The organism is Streptomyces sp. SID8352, assembly GCF_009862265.1.
Lineage (GTDB): Bacteria > Actinomycetota > Actinomycetes > Streptomycetales > Streptomycetaceae > Streptomyces.
Map to the genome: position 1 here is coordinate 84,425 of NZ_WWGX01000038.1, position 17,296 is coordinate 101,720.

The 17,296-nt window shown below is 75.2% G+C and carries 17 protein-coding genes and 1 tRNA gene; 11 read left to right on the forward strand and 7 right to left on the reverse strand.

Features of this window, described 5'->3' with window-relative positions; genetic code table 11:
• Positions 1-10: 10 nt before the first annotated feature.
• Positions 11-1,549, forward strand: a complete 1,539-nt coding sequence (locus GTY84_RS13290; protein WP_161226428.1) for an APC family permease — start codon at positions 11-13, stop codon at positions 1,547-1,549.
• A 461-nt stretch (positions 1,550-2,010) separates the two neighbouring features.
• Here GTY84_RS13290 and GTY84_RS13295 read toward each other — a convergent pair whose 3' ends face one another.
• Positions 2,011-2,544, reverse strand: a complete 534-nt coding sequence (locus tag GTY84_RS13295; RefSeq protein WP_161226429.1) for a gluconokinase — start codon at positions 2,542-2,544, stop codon at positions 2,011-2,013.
• Between the two features lie 130 nt (positions 2,545-2,674).
• Positions 2,675-3,049, reverse strand: a complete 375-nt coding sequence (locus GTY84_RS13300; RefSeq protein WP_161226430.1) for a YchJ family metal-binding protein — start codon at positions 3,047-3,049, stop codon at positions 2,675-2,677.
• A gap of 78 nt (positions 3,050-3,127) precedes the next feature.
• Between GTY84_RS13300 and GTY84_RS13305 the strand changes: the two genes are divergently transcribed.
• Positions 3,128-3,673 carry a GNAT family N-acetyltransferase gene (locus tag GTY84_RS13305; protein WP_161226431.1) on the forward strand — a complete coding sequence of 182 codons (546 nt, stop codon included), beginning with the start codon at positions 3,128-3,130 and terminating at the stop codon, positions 3,671-3,673.
• Positions 3,674-3,809: 136 nt separating this feature from the next.
• Here the strand turns inward: GTY84_RS13305 and GTY84_RS13310 are convergent.
• Positions 3,810-3,897, reverse strand: a tRNA-Leu gene (locus GTY84_RS13310).
• A gap of 146 nt (positions 3,898-4,043) precedes the next feature.
• Between GTY84_RS13310 and GTY84_RS13315 the strand changes: the two genes are divergently transcribed.
• From GTY84_RS13315 to GTY84_RS13325, 3 genes are all read left to right on the forward strand, one after another.
• On the forward strand, positions 4,044-5,369 hold the full coding sequence (locus GTY84_RS13315) for a M20/M25/M40 family metallo-hydrolase (RefSeq protein WP_161226433.1): 1,326 nt from the start codon (positions 4,044-4,046) through the stop codon (positions 5,367-5,369).
• A 177-nt stretch (positions 5,370-5,546) separates the two neighbouring features.
• Entirely contained in the window at positions 5,547-5,780 is a 234-nt protein-coding gene (gene chpH / locus GTY84_RS13320; RefSeq protein WP_161226434.1) for a chaplin ChpH, read from the forward strand.
• 230 nt (positions 5,781-6,010) lie between these two features.
• Positions 6,011-6,655, forward strand: coding sequence for a chaplin (locus GTY84_RS13325; protein WP_161226436.1), 645 nt, complete (start codon positions 6,011-6,013; stop codon positions 6,653-6,655).
• Between the two features lie 106 nt (positions 6,656-6,761).
• On the opposite strand, the gene GTY84_RS13330 is transcribed toward GTY84_RS13325, so the two are convergent.
• Positions 6,762-6,950, reverse strand: coding sequence for a DUF5703 family protein (locus tag GTY84_RS13330; protein ID WP_161226438.1), 189 nt, complete (start codon positions 6,948-6,950; stop codon positions 6,762-6,764).
• A gap of 47 nt (positions 6,951-6,997) precedes the next feature.
• Between GTY84_RS13330 and GTY84_RS13335 the strand changes: the two genes are divergently transcribed.
• On the forward strand, positions 6,998-7,756 hold the full coding sequence (locus GTY84_RS13335; protein ID WP_161226439.1) for a hypothetical protein: 759 nt from the start codon (positions 6,998-7,000) through the stop codon (positions 7,754-7,756).
• Positions 7,757-8,038: 282 nt separating this feature from the next.
• On the opposite strand, the gene GTY84_RS13340 is transcribed toward GTY84_RS13335, so the two are convergent.
• Together GTY84_RS13340 and GTY84_RS13345 are read right to left on the reverse strand one after the other, a co-directional pair.
• Positions 8,039-10,624: a helix-hairpin-helix domain-containing protein gene (locus tag GTY84_RS13340; protein ID WP_161226441.1), complete on the reverse strand. Its 2,586-nt coding sequence runs from the start codon at positions 10,622-10,624 to the stop codon at positions 8,039-8,041.
• Positions 10,621-11,607: an aldo/keto reductase gene (locus GTY84_RS13345; protein WP_161226443.1), complete on the reverse strand. Its 987-nt coding sequence runs from the start codon at positions 11,605-11,607 to the stop codon at positions 10,621-10,623. The genes GTY84_RS13340 and GTY84_RS13345 overlap by 4 nt, the downstream gene beginning before the upstream one ends.
• A 112-nt stretch (positions 11,608-11,719) precedes the next feature.
• Here GTY84_RS13345 and GTY84_RS13350 point away from each other — a divergent pair, with 112 nt between their 5' ends.
• Together GTY84_RS13350 and GTY84_RS13355 are read left to right on the forward strand one after the other, a co-directional pair.
• The gene (locus GTY84_RS13350) at positions 11,720-12,775 is read left to right on the forward strand and encodes an LLM class F420-dependent oxidoreductase (RefSeq protein WP_161226445.1); all 1,056 of its coding nucleotides are present in this window, start codon (positions 11,720-11,722) and stop codon (positions 12,773-12,775) included.
• Positions 12,776-13,042: 267 nt separating this feature from the next.
• Positions 13,043-13,834, forward strand: a complete 792-nt coding sequence (locus tag GTY84_RS13355) for a ferritin-like domain-containing protein (protein WP_161226447.1) — start codon at positions 13,043-13,045, stop codon at positions 13,832-13,834.
• 154 nt (positions 13,835-13,988) lie between these two features.
• Here the strand turns inward: GTY84_RS13355 and GTY84_RS13360 are convergent, their stop codons facing one another.
• On the reverse strand, positions 13,989-14,984 hold the full coding sequence (locus GTY84_RS13360) for a magnesium and cobalt transport protein CorA (RefSeq protein WP_161226449.1): 996 nt from the start codon (positions 14,982-14,984) through the stop codon (positions 13,989-13,991).
• Positions 14,985-15,045: 61 nt separating this feature from the next.
• Here GTY84_RS13360 and GTY84_RS13365 point away from each other — a divergent pair, with 61 nt between their 5' ends.
• The 3 genes from GTY84_RS13365 to GTY84_RS13375 all read left to right on the forward strand — a co-directional run bounded on the left by GTY84_RS13365 (position 15,046) and on the right by GTY84_RS13375 (position 17,204).
• The gene (locus GTY84_RS13365) at positions 15,046-15,732 is read left to right on the forward strand and encodes a histidine phosphatase family protein (protein ID WP_161226451.1); all 687 of its coding nucleotides are present in this window, start codon (positions 15,046-15,048) and stop codon (positions 15,730-15,732) included.
• A gap of 84 nt (positions 15,733-15,816) precedes the next feature.
• Positions 15,817-16,407 (forward strand): DUF3090 domain-containing protein, encoded by a 591-nt coding sequence (locus GTY84_RS13370; protein WP_161226453.1) that lies wholly within the window; start codon positions 15,817-15,819, stop codon positions 16,405-16,407.
• Positions 16,371-17,204: an SCO1664 family protein gene (locus GTY84_RS13375; protein WP_161226455.1), complete on the forward strand. Its 834-nt coding sequence runs from the start codon at positions 16,371-16,373 to the stop codon at positions 17,202-17,204. Before GTY84_RS13370 ends, GTY84_RS13375 begins: the two co-directional genes overlap by 37 nt.
• Positions 17,205-17,296: the final 92 nt, after the last annotated feature.

Genomic DNA, 17,296 nt, shown 5'->3' on the forward strand with positions numbered 1-17,296 from the left:
CGGTCCCCCGATGGCCATGGGCACTTCGAGCACACGGAAAGCCAGGCGCGACGGCGGCATCAGCACGTTCAAGGGGGAGGAACGGGCGCTGCGCGCCGACCGGCTGGGCACGGGGGGCCTGCTCCTGTCCGTCCTCGCCGCCACCGCGCCGCTCATGGTCGTCGCCGGGGTCATGCCCACCACGTACGCGGTCATCGGCATCGTCGGCCAGCCGCTGATCTTCGTGGTGCTGGGCGTCGTCCTCGTCCTGTTCAGCGTCGGCTACGCCGAGATGAGCCGCCACGTCCACAACGCGGGCGCCTTCTACGCGTACATCTCCCGCGGGCTGGGCGGGACCGCCGGGGCGAGCGCCGCCCTGGTCGCCATGGTCGCCTACAACGCCCTCCAGGTCGGCATCTACGGCATCTTCGGCTTCGCGGTCTCCGGTCTCCTGTCCACCTATGCCGGGGTCGACATCGCCTGGTGGATCCCCGCGCTGGTGGGCGTCGTCGCGGTCGGCGCGCTGGGCTGGCTGAAGATCGACGTCAACGCGCGGGTGCTCGGAGTGCTCCTGCTCATCGAGGTCGTCCTCGTCGTGGTCTTCGACATCGCCGCGGTCTCCGACCCCGGACCGCAGGGGCTGTCGCTGCACGCCTTCAACCCGGACACCCTGACCGGCGCGGGCGTCGGCACCGCGCTGTGCTTCTGCATCGCCGCCTTCCTCGGCTTCGAGCAGGCGCCCGTCTACGCCGAGGAGACCAGCCGCCCGCACGTCCTGGTGCCGCGCGTGATGTTCCTGGCGGTCGCGGGAGTCGCCGTGTTCTTCGCCCTCAGCAGCTGGGCGCTGACCGTCGCCACCGGTCCCGACAGGATCGTCGGCAGTGCCCAGGAGCAGAGCGCCGGACTGCTGTTCAACCTCACCGAGGCCCGGCTCGGGGCCACCTTCACCGACGTCCTGCACGTGCTCTTCGTGACCGGCATGTTCGCCGCCCTGCTCAGCTTCCACAACGTGGTCGCCCGCTACGCCTTCGCCATGGGCCGCGAGGGGCTGCTGCCCGCCCCCTTCGGCCGCACCAGCGGCACCAGCGGCGCCCCCGGCACCGGTTCGCTGCTCCAGACCGCCGTCTCGCTGGTCATCGTCGTCGTCTTCGCGATCGTGGACGACAAGCCGGTCGGCGACCCGACCGAGCCCGTGCTGCACCTGTTCACCTGGGGCGGCAACATCGGCGCCCTCGGCGTCATCCTGCTGATGGCCGCCGCCTCCTTCTCCGTGGTCGCCTTCTTCGTCCGCCGCGGCGCCGCCGGTGCCCAGTGGATGCGGCTGACCACCTCCGTCCTGGCGGGCGTCGCCCTGCTGGTGATCGCCGGATACACGGTGAAGGACTTCGACGTGCTCGTCGGCGCGGGCCCCGGCTCGGCGCTGAGCTGGGTGCTGCCCGGGCTCATCGGCCTCGCGGTGGTCGCCGGGCTGGTGCAGGGCGCGATCCTGCGCGCCCGCGCGCCGGAGCGGCACGCCCGCATCGGCCTGGGCAACGAGGCGTTCCGGCTGGAGAAGGCGGCGTCGGAGTAGCGGCGGGACGGGGCCGGGCGGTCCGCCCGGGTCGCGTGCCCCGGGGCGCCCGCCGGTGGGGGCGTGTCCTGGGGGACGTGGGCCCCCGTCCGCGGAGGTGTGGGACCTGAGCCCCGTCCGTGGGGGCGTGTCCTGGGGCACCTGGGCCCCCGTCCGTGGGGGCGTGCCCCGGGGCACCCGGACCCCCGTCCACGAGGGCGTCCATACGGGTGGAACCGGGGACCCGGCCGCCGTGCCTGGCGGGGGCGGCGCGCCACCGGCCGGTGCCGAAGCCGAGGGAGGGTGTCCGGCGACGGGTGCGGAGGGCGTGGGCCCCGTGGTCAGGCATCGGCCCGGCCGCCGGGGTCACCGGCGTCACCGGCGTCACCGGGGTCACCGGCGTATCGGAACCGCGAGCCACCGGACCCGGGGCCACCCGTCCCCCGGGGTGCCGGCCACCGGGGCACACCGGGAGCCCGGGGTCACCGGGGCGGCCGGGTGAGCGCCCGGAGGGCCCGCACCGCGCGCTCCACGACTTCCCCGGGACCCTCCGTGACCTCCACCGTCACGCCCGCCTCGTCCGGCTCCAGCGGCTGGAGGATCGCGAACTGCGAGTCCAGCAGAGCCGTCGGCATGAAGTGCCCCTCGCGGCGGGCCATCCACCGCCCGATCAGCTCCCGGTCCCCGGTGAGATGCAGGAACACCAGCTCGGGGGCGGCGGTCCGCAGCCGGTCGCGGTACGCCCGCTTCAGCGCCGAGCAGGCCACGACCCCGCCGAGCCCCGCCCGTCCCCGCGCCCACCGCCCGACGGCGTCCAGCCAGGGCCCGCGGTCCTCGTCGGTGAGCGGAGTGCCCGCCGACATCCGGGCGACGTTGGCCGGCGGGTGGAAGTCGTCGCCGTCGGCGCAGGCGACACCGAGCCGGGCCGCGAGCAGTCCGCCGACGGTGCTCTTGCCGGTGCCCGCGACACCCATCACCGCGACGACCGGGAGGACGTGCGCCCGCTGCGTCGGCATCCGGCCTCGCCGTCCGGTGGAGGTCCGCGGCCCGCCCCGGCGGCCCGCGCTGTCGACGCCACGGAACCCCACCGGCCGTGCCGCGCGCAACCCCGCCTCCCGCCCCGGGGCGGGAGGACCGGGGGCCCGGTCAGTCGAGGAACTCCCCGTCGACGTACACCCAGGCCCCGTCGACCCGCTCGAACCGGCTCCGCTCGTGCAGCGAGCCGCCCCGGTAGGAGGCCCGGAAGGTCACGGTGCCGGCGGAGTGGAAGGCCGAACCGGCGCCGGTCGCCAGGATCTCCAGCCCCGTCCACCGCGTCCCGGTGTCCGGGTCGAGCCGCGCGGGCCGGGTGCGCGGATGCCATGTCCGCAGCAGGTACCCGGCGTCCCCCTTCACGAAGGCGCAGTACCGGGACCGCATCAGGGCCTCGGCCGTCGGCGCGGCCGCGGCCCCGGAGTGGAAGCGGCCGCAGCACTCCGGATACGCCCCGGACAGCCCGCAGGGACAGGAACGCGTGCTCATGCGCCCCATTGTGCCCGCCGCTCCCGTCCTCGGGGAAAACGATGGCGGCCGGGCGGCGCCGGAGCGACACTGGCGGGCATGCGCGAGTGTCACGAGGCGTCCGCCGGTCTGTCGCTGCGCCGTTGGTCCCCCGGCGACGCCCGGGCCGTCCGCGCGGCGTTCGCCGACCCGGAACTGGACCGGCAGACGAAGGAGCCCGTCACGTCCCCGCTCGGGGCGCGCCGGTGGCTGGCGGCACGGGAGGAGCAGTGGGCCGCGGGGACGGCCTTCGCCTTCGCCGTGGTCGACGGCGCGGACACCGTACTGGGCAACGTGGCCGTCGGCGCGGTCGACCGGCGCCACCGGACCGGATGGGTGTCGTACTGGACCGCTGCCCCGGCCCGGGGGCGCGGAGTGGCGTCCCGGGCCTGCCGGGCTCTGGCCCACTGGTCCTTCGGTGAACTGGGCCTGTTCCGGCTGGAGCTGGGCCACCGGACGGACAATCCGGCCTCCTGCCGGGTGGCCCGCGCCGCGGGCTTCGGGGCGGAGGGAGTGGAACGCGGGAAGCTGGAGTACGAGGGGGTCCGCCACGACGTGGAGCGCCACGCCCGCCTGTCCACCGACCCCGAGCCACCCCGACCGTGACCCCGGCCCCCGGCCCGCGCCCGCCCGCTTCCGCGGGCCACCGCCCGTGACCCCGTCGCGGAGGCGGAGCCGCCCTCGCGGGGCCGACGCCGGAGAAACAGAAAGACCCCAGATCGACTGGGGTCTCCACTGGTACTGGTGTCCGAGGGGGGACTTGAACCCCCACGCCCGATAAAGGGCACTAGCACCTCAAGCTAGCGCGTCTGCCATTCCGCCACCCGGACAAGGTGTCTGCCGCGCGAGGTTCCCCCCGTGGCGACGACGTAAACATTACCAGGCTTTCCCGGGTGGGCGATCACCCATGGTTGGGCGGCGGCGCCCGGCGGGAGAGGATGAGGGGACCATCAGCGGCGACAGCGGGAGGAACCACGTGAGCGACTCGGGCACGACCGGGAATGTCACCGGCGAGGACGAGGTCGTCGACCTCTGCCGCGAGCTGATCCGGATCGACACCAGCAACTACGGCGACCACTCGGGACCCGGCGAGCGCAAGGCGGCCGAGTACGTCGCCGAGAAGCTCGCCGAGGTGGGCCTCGAACCCCGGATCTTCGAATCCCACCCGGGCCGGGCCTCCACCGTGGCCCGCATCGAGGGCGAGGACCCGTCCCGTCCCGCCCTGCTCATCCACGGCCACACCGACGTCGTCCCGGCCAACGCCGACGACTGGACGCACCACCCCTTCTCCGGCGAGATCGCGGACGGCTGCGTCTGGGGGCGGGGCGCCGTCGACATGAAGGACATGGACGCGATGACCCTCGCGGTCGTGCGCGAGCGGATGCGCAGCGGGCGCAAGCCGCCGCGCGACATCGTGCTGGCGTTCCTCGCGGACGAGGAGGCCGGCGGCACCTACGGCGCCAAGCACCTCGTCCACCGGCACCCCGAGCTGTTCGAGGGCGTCACCGAGGCCATCGGCGAGGTCGGCGGGTTCTCGTTCACGGTCAACGAGAAGCTGCGGCTCTACCTCGTCGAGACCGCCGAGAAGGGCATGCACTGGATGCGGCTCACCGTCGAGGGCACCGCCGGGCACGGTTCGATGACCAACGACGACAACGCCATCACCGAGCTGTGCGACGCCGTCGCCCGGCTCGGCCGCCGCAACTGGCCGGTCAGGGTGACCAAGACCGTGCGGGCCTTCCTGGACGAGCTGTCCGACGCGCTCGGCACCGAACTCGACCCCGAGAACATGGACGAGACCCTCGCCAAGCTCGGCGGCATCTCCCGGATGATCGGCACCACCCTGCGCAACTCGGCGGCGCCCACCATGCTCGGCGCCGGCTACAAGGTCAACGTCATCCCCGGCCAGGCCACCGCCCACGTCGACGGGCGCTTCCTGCCCGGCTACGAGCAGGAGTTCCTCGCCGACCTCGACCGCATCCTCGGCCCCCGCGTGCGCCGCGAGGACGTGCACGCCGACAAGGCGCTGGAGACCGGCTTCGACGGCCGGCTCGTCGACGCCATGCAGAGCGCGCTGCGCGCCGAGGACCCGATCGCGCGGGCGGTGCCCTACATGCTCTCCGGCGGCACCGACGCCAAGTCCTTCGACGACCTCGGCATCCGCTGCTTCGGCTTCGCGCCGCTCCAGCTCCCGCCGGAGCTGGACTTCGCGGGGATGTTCCACGGCGTCGACGAGCGGGTGCCGGTCGAGGGGCTGAGGTTCGGCGTGCGGGTGCTGGACCGGTTCATCGACGCCTCCTGAAACCCGGCGGCGGGCCCTGCGCCCGCCGCCTCCGAACCGTTCACCGATTCGCTCGCGCGTATGGAGGACCCCCGGGAAGAGTGAACGCACTCGTGGGCTCGTAGCCAGACAACCCCCTCCTCGTTACAGGTGTTGCGGTCCGCACGATGGGGTCGCGTTTGCCAACTAGGAGGAATAATGATCAAGAAGGTCGTCGCCGCCGCGGCTGCCACCGGTGGCCTGGTTCTCGCGGGCGCCGGCATGGCCGTCGCCGACTCCGGCGCCCAGGGTGCCGCCGCGCACTCCCCGGGTGTCCTTTCCGGCAATGTCGTCCAGGTTCCCGTGCACGTCCCGGTGAACGTCTGCGGCAACACGATCGACGTGATCGGCCTGCTGAACCCCGCCTTCGGCAACGTCTGCGTCAACGACTGACGCCGCTGCCCGCCCCCTGAGGGTCTGAGTCCGCCGGCCCCGGAGCACGCGCCACGCGCTCCGGGGCCGACGGCCTTCGGGGCGCGGGACACGACGCCGGACGTCGGCGACGACGGCACCCCCGGCACCACGGAACCCCGGTACCAGCGATCCCCCGGTACCGCGGGCACCACTCGGTACTTCGTATCCCCCGGCCCTCAGGGGCCCGGGGCAAGGCAGGGAATCAGTACATGCGACAGGCAACCCGCAAGGGTCTGATGACGGTGGCGGCCGCCACCGGCGTGATCGCCGCGGCGAGCGGCGCGGCCCACGCCGACTCGGGTGCGCACGGCGCGAGCGCCGGATCGCCCGGCGTGGTGTCGGGCAACACCGTGCAGGCCCCGGTGCACGTCCCGGTGAACGTCTGCGGCAACACGGTCGACGCCGTCGGCGCCCTCAACCCCGCGATGGGCAACTCCTGTGTCAACCGGGGTGACGGCGGCGCCCACGCCGAGGGGCACGCCTCGGACTCGCCCGGCGTCGGCTCCGGCAACAACGTCCAGGTGCCGGTCGACGTGCCGGTGAACGTCTGCGGCAACAGCGTCAACGTCGTCGGCCTGCTCAACCCGGCCCTCGGCAACAACTGCGAGAACGGCGGGGGCCACGAGGCGCCGCCCGTCGAGCCGGAGCCCGAGAAGCCCGTCACCCCGAGCACTCCCGGCACCGAGACGCCCCCCGCCCCCGGGACCCCCGAGCGGCCCGCTCCCGGGCCCCAGGGGCCGGTCAATCTCGCGGAGACCGGCAACGGGATCCCGCTGGGCCTCTCCGTCCCGCTGGGCGCCGGTGTGCTGCTCACCGGTGTCGTGCTCTACCGCAGGGCGCGCGCCGGCGTGTGATCCCGGTCACCGGCCGCCGCCACGGCGCCGGACCGGCGTGAGGCATGTCACCACGTGAGGAAGCGGGCCCCGCACCGGCGGGGCCCGCTCCTTGTCCGTCGACCGCTCACCAGGTGGCGCGCACCTGGCGGATGATCCGCCGCCGCAGCCGCACCTTGCGGCTGCCGTCGCGCAGCAGGGTCAGTCGGTACAACTCCCAGTGTCCGTACTCGGCATGGTCCGTCAGCAGTCGCGTCGTCTCCTTGCGGGACACCCCGCGCGGCAGGCGCACGTCGACGAATTCGTATTCCGGCATCGCATCTATTGTGCGGGCCGGGGCCCGGTACGGATAGCGTCTGCACTATGTCTGATGCTGCGCAGCCCACCGCTGCCGAGGTACGCGCCGCCGCCGAGGCGGTGAAGACCGCGCTCGACCGCCACCTGGCCGCGGTCGAACGCCGCTCGGGGGAGGACGACCCGGCCGTCTACGAGGCGTTCAACCAGTTGGCCGCGGCCGCGGAGGCGTACGACGAGTTGCTCTACGACCGCTACGACGAGGTGACCCCCTTCGAGATCCCCGGTGCGGACGACTCCCTGCCGCCGTACAGGGGCCCCGAGGAACCGCACGCGGTGAGCGTGCTGATCCGCCGTGACTACGCCGTGGCCGAGCCGCGGCGGCTGATGGCGCAGGCCCGCCGGGTCGAGGCGGCGGACGACGAGCGGGACGCGGACAGGGACGCGTCCGGCACCGTCCACGGAGCCCTGGGCATCCTGTTCGGCGAGTACGAGCCGGACGAGATCGCCTCCCGCCACGCGGAGTTCGGCCTGGAGGAGGGCGACTCCACGCTGTGGGTGACGGCCGCCGACGAACTCGCCGAGCCCGGCGAGTGGTTGGAGGCCCCCTTCGACCACGTCGACGCCGAGGAGGTCGTCTGCCGCTTCGACGTCAGCGCCGTCTTCGACGACGAGGACGAGGAGCTGGGCAGCGCGGACGACGAAGAGGACGACGACGGGGACGACGAGAGGGACGGGGACGGCTACGACGAGGGGCCGGAGGACGACGGCGCCGTCGGGCCGTCCCGGGACGGCACGGGACCGGCGCGCTCGCCCGCGGCCCGCTGAGGGGGCGGGCGCGCGGACACCGGCCGGAGGCTGGCGGCGGCCACGGAGGATCTTCCCTCCGTGGCCGCCGTCGCCGTTCCGGCGTTCCGGTGCGGGCCCCGGGCCGGGTTCCGGGTCCCGGCCGGGTCCCCGGTCGATCAGCCACCGCGTGCCGCGTGCCGCGTGCCGCGTGCCGCGTGCCGCGTGCCGCGTGCCGCGTGCCGCGTGCCGCGTGCCGGAGGTCGGCAGGCGGCGGGGACCGGCGGGTCGGCGCTCCAGGGGGAACCGGGGAGGATCCGGGGGTCAGCCGTCCGTCGGGGCGTGCGGAGCGAGGAGGACCGGCAGCCGGGTCGTCCGGGGCGCGGCCGGCACCTCCGCCACGGCGCGGGGCAGGGCCTGTTCCACCCCGTGCACCACGGAGAGGTGGCGCACGGCCCGGCCGAACGCCGTGTAGACCCAGGGGCGGCTGAGCGCCCCCGCCGCGTCCCCGGGCAGCACCACGACCACCGCGGGCCACCGGCCGCCGACTGCCTGATGCGCGGTCAGCGCCCAGCCGTGCCGCACCGACCGCTCGACCCGTTCCCTCGGGACGACCACGCTCTCGCCGCCGCACGACAGCCGCAGCCCTTCCGCGTCGGCGCCCTCCACCCGGCCCGGCACCGTGCGGCCCGGGGCGGGGGAGTAGGCGACGAGGTCCCCCGGGTCGAATCCGCCGAAGCGGCCGGGGCCGGGATTCAGCCGTTCCTTGAGCGCCGCGTTGAGGGCCCGGGTGCCCGCAGCGCCGCCGTGGCCCGGGGTGATCACCTGGGTCCGCCCGGCGGGCACCCCGATCGCGCGCGGCACCGAGTCCACGACGAGCTGCACCGTCCGGTGCACGGCCTCCCCGGCGTCCCTCACCGGCACGATCACGATCTCCTTGCCGGGTGCCTCCACCCGGCCCAGCTCCCCGGCGCCGATGCCGGAGACCAGCTCGCCCAGCGGCCCCGGGTCCGGCCGACGGGAGGCGACGCGGGGGCAGAGGCGGGACGCCAGCAGGTCCGCGAAGACCCGGCCGGGCCCTGCCGACCCGAGCACCGAAGGATCACCGCTCAGGACCAGCCGCGCCCCGTCCGGCAGCGACTCCGCGAGCAGCGCGGCGGTCTCCACGTCCAGTTGCGGCGCGTCGGCCACCACGAGCAGGTCGAGATCCAGTGCGCCGTCCGTGTCCCGGCCGGGGCCCTCGCTCCCGGCGAGCAGCCCGGCCACCGTGGTGACGGCCGAGGCGCCGGGCGCGTCCCCGTCGGGCGCGTTCCCGCCGGGGGCGGGGGAGTCCGGCGCTGGGCCCCCGGCCGCGGCGTCCGGGGAGGCCGCGGGCTCCGCGCCCACGGCGGCGAGGGCGGCGAGTCGGTCGCGGCCGAGCGGGCCGTGCGCGGCGGCCCAGGCGCGCAGGCCCAGCGCGCGCGCCGCGCGGAGCAGGGCGGCGGGCTCGGCCAGGGACGCCTCGCCGCCGGTGTGCAGGACCAGCCCGTGGTCCGCGACCGCCCGGATCAGCTCGGCCGCGGACCCCCGCGCCGCGGCGGCCTCCCGCTCCCACTCGGGCGCCGCACCGTCCCGCTTCGGCGTGGAGGCGGCCAGCCGGGCCAGGGCGTCCGCGAGGCTCTCCTCCGCCAGCGCGTACCGCTCCAGCCCGACCAGGACCCGCACCGGGCGGTCCTCACCGTCGTCCCGCTCCTCCCCGGCCGGGGCGTCCTCCGCGTGGCCGCCCGGTTCGTCCAGGGCGTCCTGGAAGACCAGGGCGTCGCCCTCGGCGAGCGCGCTCTGCACGGCGGCGTCCGCGTCCGGGACGCCCTGCCGGGCGAGCGCGGCCGTGAGCCGGGACAGCTCCAGGGCGGTGTGGCCGCCGAGCGCCGCCCGCTCCAACTGCCGGACGGTGAGGGCGCGGCCCCGCCGTTCGTCACCGGGACCGCACTCCGCGCCGAGCAGGGCCCGGGCGAAGCCGTCGGCCTGCTCGGGGCGCACCTCGGGGAGGCGGAGCAACTGCCAGGGGTCCTCGCGCAGTACGGAACCCGCCGACTCGCCCAGCAGCGCGGCGGCCGTCGGGGCGAGCGCCTCGGGGGCGCCGCCCTCGGCCAGCACCTCTCGCACCGCCCGTACCGTCTCCGGCGCGGGCCCGGCGGGCGCCGGGGGGACCGCGGCGGACGGCGGCGCTGCCGGTGCCCGTCCGGCGGGCGCCGGCGGCGGGGCCGGGCGGCGCGGGGCCGGTGCCGGTCCGTCGAACCCTCCGGCCGGGGGCTTCGCGCCCTTTTCCACGGCCCGTACGGCGGCGAGGAGATCGGCCGCGGTGCCGCTCAGCCCGGCTCCGCTGGCGATCGGCTCCGTACGCTCCGCCCTGCGCCGCTCGATCCGCTCCCGTTCGACCCGCTGCGCGGCCAGCTCGGCCGCGGCCTCCGACACGGAGTCCTTGCCCTCGGCTGCCTCGGTGCTCTCCGCGTCCCCGTCGCCCCCGGAGTCGGCGCCACTGCCGGAATCCGTGGTGCCCGGCTCCTCGGTTTCCCCGTCCGCACCGTCACCCCGCGGTCCGTCGGCGGCGCCGGGCCGGGCCTCCGCCCCGCCGCCGGACCCCGTGCCGAGGTCCGCTTCGCCCTCCGCCCCGCCGCCGCCCGTCGCTTCGCCCCGCGGCCCGCCGTGGGCCCCGGGCCCGGAGCCCACGGCCGCAGGAGAGTCCCCGGCGTCCGGAGCCCCCGCGCTTCCGCCCGCCTCCGCCTCCGGCGCTCCGGCGGCGGCCGAGCCTCCGTCCGCGCCGCCGATCCCCGCGGCGGCACCCGCCCCGTCCGACCCGGCGGGCGCGTCGGCGGGGGCGGCGGGCCCCGTTCCCTCGGTGCTCCCCGTGGGGGCGGGCTCCGTGCTCACAGCGTGCTCCAGTCGTGATCGGGATAGCGGTGCACGGGCGCCGACACGTCGTCGAGGGCCCGGCAGATCTCGTCAGGAAGCGTAAGCGCCTCCACTGACAGCGCCGCCGTGAGCTGCCGCGCGTTGCGCGCCCCCACGACCGGCGCGACCACCCCGGGCCGGTCCCGGACCCACGCCAGCGCCACCTGCAGCGGCGTCACCGCCAGCCCGTCCGCCGCCGTCGTCACCGCCTCCACGATGTGCCCGGCCGCGGTGTCGAGGTAGGGGGCGACGAACGGCGCCATGTGCTCCGACGCCCCGCGCGAGTCGGCGGGGGTCGCGTCCTTGCGGTACTTGCCCGTGAGCACCCCGCGCCCCAGCGGCGAGGAGGGCAGCAGCCCGATGCCCAGGTCGAGCGCGGCGGGCAGCACCTCGCGCTCCACGCCCCGCTGGAGCAGCGAGTACTCCACCTGGGTGCTCGCCAGCCGGTTGCGCACGCCGGGGGCCGCGAGCTGCCAGGTGCCCGCCTTGGCGAGCTGCCAGCCGCAGAACCCGGCCACCCCCGCGTAGCGGGCGCGCCCGCTGCTGACCGCGAGGTCGAGGGCGTGCAGCGTCTCCTCCAGCGGGGTCTCCGGGTCGTAGGCGTGGACGTGCCACACGTCGACGTGGTCCGTGCCCAGGCGGGCGAGGGAGGCGTCCAGCGCGGAGAGCAGATGCCCGCGCGAGCCGTCGAAGCGGCGGTCGAAGTCGGCCACGCTGCCGGCCTTGGTCGAGATCACCAGATCCCGGCGCGGCACCAGTCCCTCCATGAGCCGCCCCAGGAGGTACTCGGCCTCTCCGTCGCCGTACACGTCGGCGGTGTCGACGAGGGACCCGCCCGCCTCCCAGAAGGTCTTCAGGAGGTCCGCCGCGTCGTGCTCGTCGGTGTCCCGGCCCCAGGTGAGGGTGCCCAGCCCGATGCGGGACACACGCAGCCCGGTGCGCCCCAGATGCCTCTGCTCCATGGACGCCGACACTACTGGCCGCGGCCCGCGCCGTGGGGACCTGTGGACAACCGGTCCCGCGCGCTAGGGTCGGGTCGTGTCGGACGTTACTGATCGGTAAGGGGTGTCGGCCATGAAGCTCGGGATCAGCCTCGGCTACTGGGGTGCCGGAATGGACGCGGACAACCTGGCCGTGGCCCGGGAGGCCGACCGGCTCGGCTACGCGGTCTGCTGGGCCTCGGAGGCCTACGGTTCGGACGCGGCCACCGTGCTCGCCTGGGTCGCCGCCCGGACCGAGCGCATCGACGTGGGCTCCGCCATCTTCCAGATCCCCGCCCGTCAGCCCGCCATGACCGCCATGACGGCCGCCACCCTCGACTCCCTGTCCGGCGGCCGGTTCCGCCTCGGTCTCGGGGTGTCCGGCCCGCAGGTCTCCGAGGGCTGGTACGGCGTCCGGTTCGACAAGCCGCTCGCCCGCACCCGCGAGTACGTCGAGATCGTCCGCAGGGCCATGACCCGCGAGCGCCTGTCCTTCGAGGGGGAGCACTGGACGCTGCCCCTGCCCGGCGGGCCCGGCAGGCCGATCAAACTGACCGTGCACCCCGAGCGCCCGCACATCCCGCTCTACATCGCCGCCATCGGCCCCAGGAACCTGGAGCAGACCGGCGGGATCGCGGACGGCGCGCTGCTGGTCCTCTCCGCCGCCGAACACCTGGAGGAGACCGCGGTCCGGCACCTGCGCGCCGGACGCGAGGCGGCCGGGCTGACGCTCGACGGCTTCGACGTCTGCCCGACGCTGCCGCTCGCCCTCGGCGAGGACCGGGACGTCGCCGCGCTGGCCGACGTCTTCCGCCCGTACACCGCGCTGTACGTCGGCGGCATGGGCAGCCGCGAGCAGAACTTCTACAACCGGCTCGCCCGGCGCATGGGCTACGAGCGGGAGGCCGCCGAGATCCAGGACAGGTACCTGTCCGGGGACAAGGAGGGCGCCGCGGCCGCCGTACCGCACGAGCTGATCGACCGGACCACCCTGCTCGGCTCCGTCGACCGGATCGCGGACCGGATGCGGGCCTACGCCGCCGCCGGGGTCACCACCCTGACCCTCGCCCCGGCCGGCTTCACCCTGGACGAGCGGATCGCCGCGCTCCGGGCCGGCGCCGAGGCCCTGGAGCGGGCCGGGCTCGGCTGAGCGGCACCCTCGGGTTCTCGCGGCCGTGGTGGGGGCTCGGGGGTCTTCCCCGCCACGGCCGACACCGGGAACAACGCGCCCGCGCCCGCCGGGTTACGGCCCTTTCCGGACGCCGTCCGTCCCCCGTACGGCCCAGTGGCCCGCCGCCCCTGTTGCCGCGCCCCCCGGCCCGCACTTGACTCGGTCTCCACGGAGTCCGCGTGAGCAAAGGCGTGCCGCGACCGGCGGACCGCCTCGGAGACCTGCGGAGGCGGAGAGGTGCCACGGATGCTTTCGGCCAAGAGTCTGTTCCAGGAGATCCTCGACCACGACGAGTCGTTCCGGCTGTTCTGCTCCATCGCGGCCGGCGGCGAGTCGCAGGGCGGCTGGGAGAACGGGCGGATCGCCGCCCTGGTCCCCGAGAGCGAGCGCGCCCTCGCGCCCAGGATCGCCCGGCACGGCGCGGACGAGGACAAGCACGGGCGGATCTTCAACGCCCTGCTCAACAAGCGCGGCCTCGGACCCGTCGTCGTACCGCCCGAGGCGGACTACACGATGCTGCTGGAGCAGCGGGGCATCGGCCTCTCGCACGACCGGCTCCGGGCCGACCGCCCCCTCACCGTGCGGGACGTCATCACCTACCTGGCGCACAGCAGGGTCACCGAGCAGCGCGCCGCGGAGCAGATGCGGATGCTCTGCCGGCACTTCTCGGACCATCCGGAGCTGGGCCGGGCGGTCCGGATGATCTCCGCCGACGAGGACAACCACCTCGCCTACTCCCACGAGGAGCTGCTCCGCTTCGCCGCCGCCGGGCACGGCCGGTACGTCGAGCGCACGCTGAGGGCCTGCGCGTTCGCCGAGATCCGCGTCCACCGGGACGTCGGCCTCGCCGTGATGGCCCGGATGGGCCGCCTGCTGGGCTGGTCCCGGGTCCGCTCGGCGGTCCTCGCGGCCGGCATCCACGCCGTGTACGGCTACGAGCGGCTGTTCGGCTGGCGCCGGATGGTCACCCTGCGGATGCCCGAGCGCCGCGACGCGCTCGGCGGCCCGGCGCCCGCCGCTGCCACCGAGGTCGCCTGACGGCCCGCCCGGCCCGGGGCCGCCCGCCCGTGCCGGGTGCCCGCCGGGCCCACGGACACCGGCCCGCGCCGGCCCCTGCCCGGCGGCCCCGGACACGCGCCCGTGCGCGGCCCTGCGCGGCCGGTCGGGGCGACGGGTGCCGGACCCCGGCGGGCTACAGCCAGCCCCGTCCCTTGAACAGCCGGTAGAGCAGCACCTCCAGCCCGGCCATCACCAGGATCACCGCCGGGTACGCCCCCACCCACCGCAGCTCCGGCATGTGCTCGAAGTTCATGCCGTAGATCCCCGCGATCATCGTGGGCACCGCGGCCATGGCCGCCCAGGCGGAGATCTTCCGCATGTCGTCGTTCTGCCGCACGCTCATCTGGGCCAGATGAGCCGACAGGATGTCCGAGACCAGCCGGTCCAGCGCCTCCACCGACTCGTTCACCCGCGTCAGGTGGTCGTTGACGTCCCGGAAGAACGGCCGCGCCCGGTCGTTGACGAACGGCACCCCGGATCCGAAGGCACCGGTCCCCGCCAGCCGGGCCAGCGGCGGGGCCAGCGGACCGGTGGAACGGCGGAACTCCAGCACCTGCCGCTTGAAGGTGTAGATCCGCGAGGCGGTGGTGCGCGAGCCGCCCCCGTCCGGGGAGAACACCTCCGCCTCCAGCTCCTCCAGGTCGTTGTGCAGCTCCGACGCCACCGCCAGGTAGTGGTCGACGGTCGCGTCCGCGATCGCGTAGAGCACCGCCGTGGGCCCCTTGCCGAGCAGGTGCGGCTCGCGCTCCAGCCGCTGCCGCACCGCCCGCAGCGGGGAGCCCCCGCCGTGCCGGACGACCACCACGAAGCCGTCGCCCAGGAAGATCATGAGTTCCCCGCTGGAGACGACGTCGCTCTCCGGCTCGTACACCACCGGCTTCAGCACCGCGAACAGCGAGTCCTCGTACACCTCCAGCTTCGGCCGCTGGTGGGCGTTGAGGGCGTCCTCCACGGCCAGCGGGTGCAGTGAGAACTCCTCGGTGACCAGCGCGAACTCCTCCTCGGTCGGCTCGTGCAGCCCCACCCACACGAAGCCGCCGGCGGCGCGGGCCGCGGCGAGCGCGTCGGAGAGGTCCGCGGGGCCGTCCGTACGGCGCCCGTCCCGGTAGACGGCACAGTCGACGATCACCGAAACACACTCTCCCTCACCCGGGCGCCCGCGCGCCGCGCCGTACGCCTACTCTGGCCGCATGCCCACGCTGATCCTGGTCAGGCACGGACGTTCCACCGCCAACACCGAGGGACTGCTCGCCGGGTGGACACCCGGCGTCGCCCTCGACGAACGCGGCGCCGCACAGGCCGCCGCACTGCCCGGACGACTAGCGGCCCTGCCGCTGTCCGAGATCGTCGCCAGCCCGCTGCAACGCTGCCAGGAGACCATCCGGCCGCTGCTCGACGCCAGGCCGGAGCTGAGCGCGCACACCGACGAACGCATCGGGGAGTGCCACTACGGCGACTGGACCGGCCGCAAACTCGCGGAACTCGGGGACGAACCGCTGATGGAGGTGGTCCAGGCGCACCCCTCGGCGGCGGCCTTCCCCGGCGGCGAGTCGATGCGCGCCATGCAGACCCGCGCCGCCGAGGCGGTGCGCGAGTGGAACGCGCGCGTGGAGCGCGACCACGGCCCCGACGCCGTGTACCTGATGTGCTCCCACGGCGACATCATCAAGTCCCTCGTCGCCGAGGCCCTCGGCCTGCATCTCGACCTCTTCCAGCGGATCGCCGTCGACCCCTGCTCCGTCACCGCCATCCGCTACACCCGGCTGCGGCCCTTCCTGGTGCGCCTCGGCGACACCGGCGACCTGGCGTCGCTGGCACCGCCCGAGCGGCCCTCCGGCGGCGACGCGGCGGTCGGGGGCGGTGCGGGCGCACCGTGATCGTCCGCCGCAGTAGGGTGAGGCGGTCGCAGCACTGCCCGTGACCGCGTTTTCCGTGCCCCCGACTTCCCATGGAGACAGGACGTGTCCCGTCAGGTGTTCCTCTACGACCAGCCGGAACGCTTCGTGGCCGGTACGGTCGGGCTGCCCGGACGCCGTACGTTCTTCCTCCAGGCGTCCGCGGGTACCCGGGTGACCAGTGTGGCCCTGGAGAAGACCCAGGTCGCCGCCCTCGCCGAGCGCATGGACGAACTCCTCGACGAGGTCGTGCGACGCAGCGGAGGCAGCACCGTCGTCCCGGCCGTGGCCCCCACCGAGAACGCCGACACGGCCCCCCTGGACACCCCCGTGGAGGAGGAGTTCCGGGTCGGCACCATGGCGCTCGCCTGGGACGGCGAGGACCAGCGCATGATCGTCGAGGCGCAGGCCCTGGTCGAGCTGGACGCCGACTCCGAGGAGGACCTGGCGGAGGCCGAGGAACGCCTCCTCCAGGACGAGGAGAACGGCCCGCCCATGCTGCGGGTCAGGCTCACCGGCGCGCAGGCCCGGGCCTTCGCCAAGCGCGCCCTCGACGTCGTCAACGCCGGGCGGCCGCCGTGCCCGCTGTGCAGCCTCCCGCTCGACCCGGAAGGACACGTATGTCCGCGCCAGAACGGATACCGACGGGGAGCCTGACCCCCGCCGACCCGGCGGTCACCGGCCTGCTCGCCCACGGCGAGCTGACGGTGCGCGGACGCATCGGGGAGGCCTCCAACGCCGCCCTGTACTGCACCGTGGCGCACGAGGGCCGCGAGGCGCGCTGCGTCTACAAGCCGGTCGCCGGGGAGCGCCCCCTCTGGGACTTCCCCGACGGCACCCTCGCCCGCCGGGAGACGGCCGCCCACGCGGTCTCCGAGGCGACCGGCTGGGACCTGGTGCCGCCCACGGTGCTGCGTGACGGGCCGTACGGCGAGGGCATGGTGCAGCTCTGGATCGACACCGTGCCCGGGGCCGAGCTGCTCGCCCTGGTGGAGGAGGGGGAGCCCGGCCCCGGCTGGAAGGCGATCGGACTCGCCGAGGTCGGCGAGGGGCGCACCGCGCTGCTCGTGCACGCCGACGACGAGCGGCTGCGGCGACTCGCGGTCCTGGACGCCGTGATCAACAACGCCGACCGCAAGGGCGGGCACCTGCTCCCCGCCGCCGGGGACCGGCTGTACGGCATCGACCACGGGGTGACCTTCCACACCGAGGACAAGCTGCGCACCCTGCTCTGGGGCTGGGCCGGGGAGCCCCTCACCGACGAGGCCGTCGTGGTCCTCGGCGGCCTGCGGGAGGCCCTCGGGGACGGCGCGCCGCTGGCCCTCCGCCTCGGGGACCTGCTCGCCCCCGAGGAGACCGGTGCCCTGCGGGCGCGGGTGGACGCGCTGCTGGCCTCCGGCCGGCATCCGGAGCCCGGCGGAGAGTGGCCCGCGATCCCCTGGCCGCCCGTCTGAGCACCGTCCCGCCCCCGGTGGGCCGCGGCGGCCCGGGGGACCCCATGCACACACGGCCGCCGTGCGCAACAGTGCCGTCTCGGCCGTCCTGC

What these genes read in the sequence shown, in the direction of transcription:
- GTY84_RS13290 (WP_161226428.1), top strand. Translation starts at nt 11, where the DNA reads ATGGCCATGGGCACTTCGAGCACACGGAAAGCCAGGCGCGACGGCGGC.
- GTY84_RS13295 (WP_161226429.1), bottom strand. Translation starts at nt 2,544, where the DNA reads ATGCCGACGCAGCGGGCGCACGTCCTCCCGGTCGTCGCGGTGATGGGT.
- GTY84_RS13300 (WP_161226430.1), bottom strand. Translation starts at nt 3,049, where the DNA reads ATGAGCACGCGTTCCTGTCCCTGCGGGCTGTCCGGGGCGTATCCGGAG.
- GTY84_RS13305 (WP_161226431.1), top strand. Translation starts at nt 3,128, where the DNA reads ATGCGCGAGTGTCACGAGGCGTCCGCCGGTCTGTCGCTGCGCCGTTGG.
- chpH (WP_161226434.1), top strand. Translation starts at nt 5,547, where the DNA reads ATGATCAAGAAGGTCGTCGCCGCCGCGGCTGCCACCGGTGGCCTGGTT.
- GTY84_RS13325 (WP_161226436.1), top strand. Translation starts at nt 6,011, where the DNA reads ATGCGACAGGCAACCCGCAAGGGTCTGATGACGGTGGCGGCCGCCACC.
- GTY84_RS13330 (WP_161226438.1), bottom strand. Translation starts at nt 6,950, where the DNA reads ATGCCGGAATACGAATTCGTCGACGTGCGCCTGCCGCGCGGGGTGTCC.
- GTY84_RS13335 (WP_161226439.1), top strand. Translation starts at nt 6,998, where the DNA reads ATGTCTGATGCTGCGCAGCCCACCGCTGCCGAGGTACGCGCCGCCGCC.
- GTY84_RS13345 (WP_161226443.1), bottom strand. Translation starts at nt 11,607, where the DNA reads ATGGAGCAGAGGCATCTGGGGCGCACCGGGCTGCGTGTGTCCCGCATC.
- GTY84_RS13350 (WP_161226445.1), top strand. Translation starts at nt 11,720, where the DNA reads ATGAAGCTCGGGATCAGCCTCGGCTACTGGGGTGCCGGAATGGACGCG.
- GTY84_RS13355 (WP_161226447.1), top strand. Translation starts at nt 13,043, where the DNA reads ATGCTTTCGGCCAAGAGTCTGTTCCAGGAGATCCTCGACCACGACGAG.
- GTY84_RS13365 (WP_161226451.1), top strand. Translation starts at nt 15,046, where the DNA reads ATGCCCACGCTGATCCTGGTCAGGCACGGACGTTCCACCGCCAACACC.
- GTY84_RS13375 (WP_161226455.1), top strand. Translation starts at nt 16,371, where the DNA reads ATGTCCGCGCCAGAACGGATACCGACGGGGAGCCTGACCCCCGCCGAC.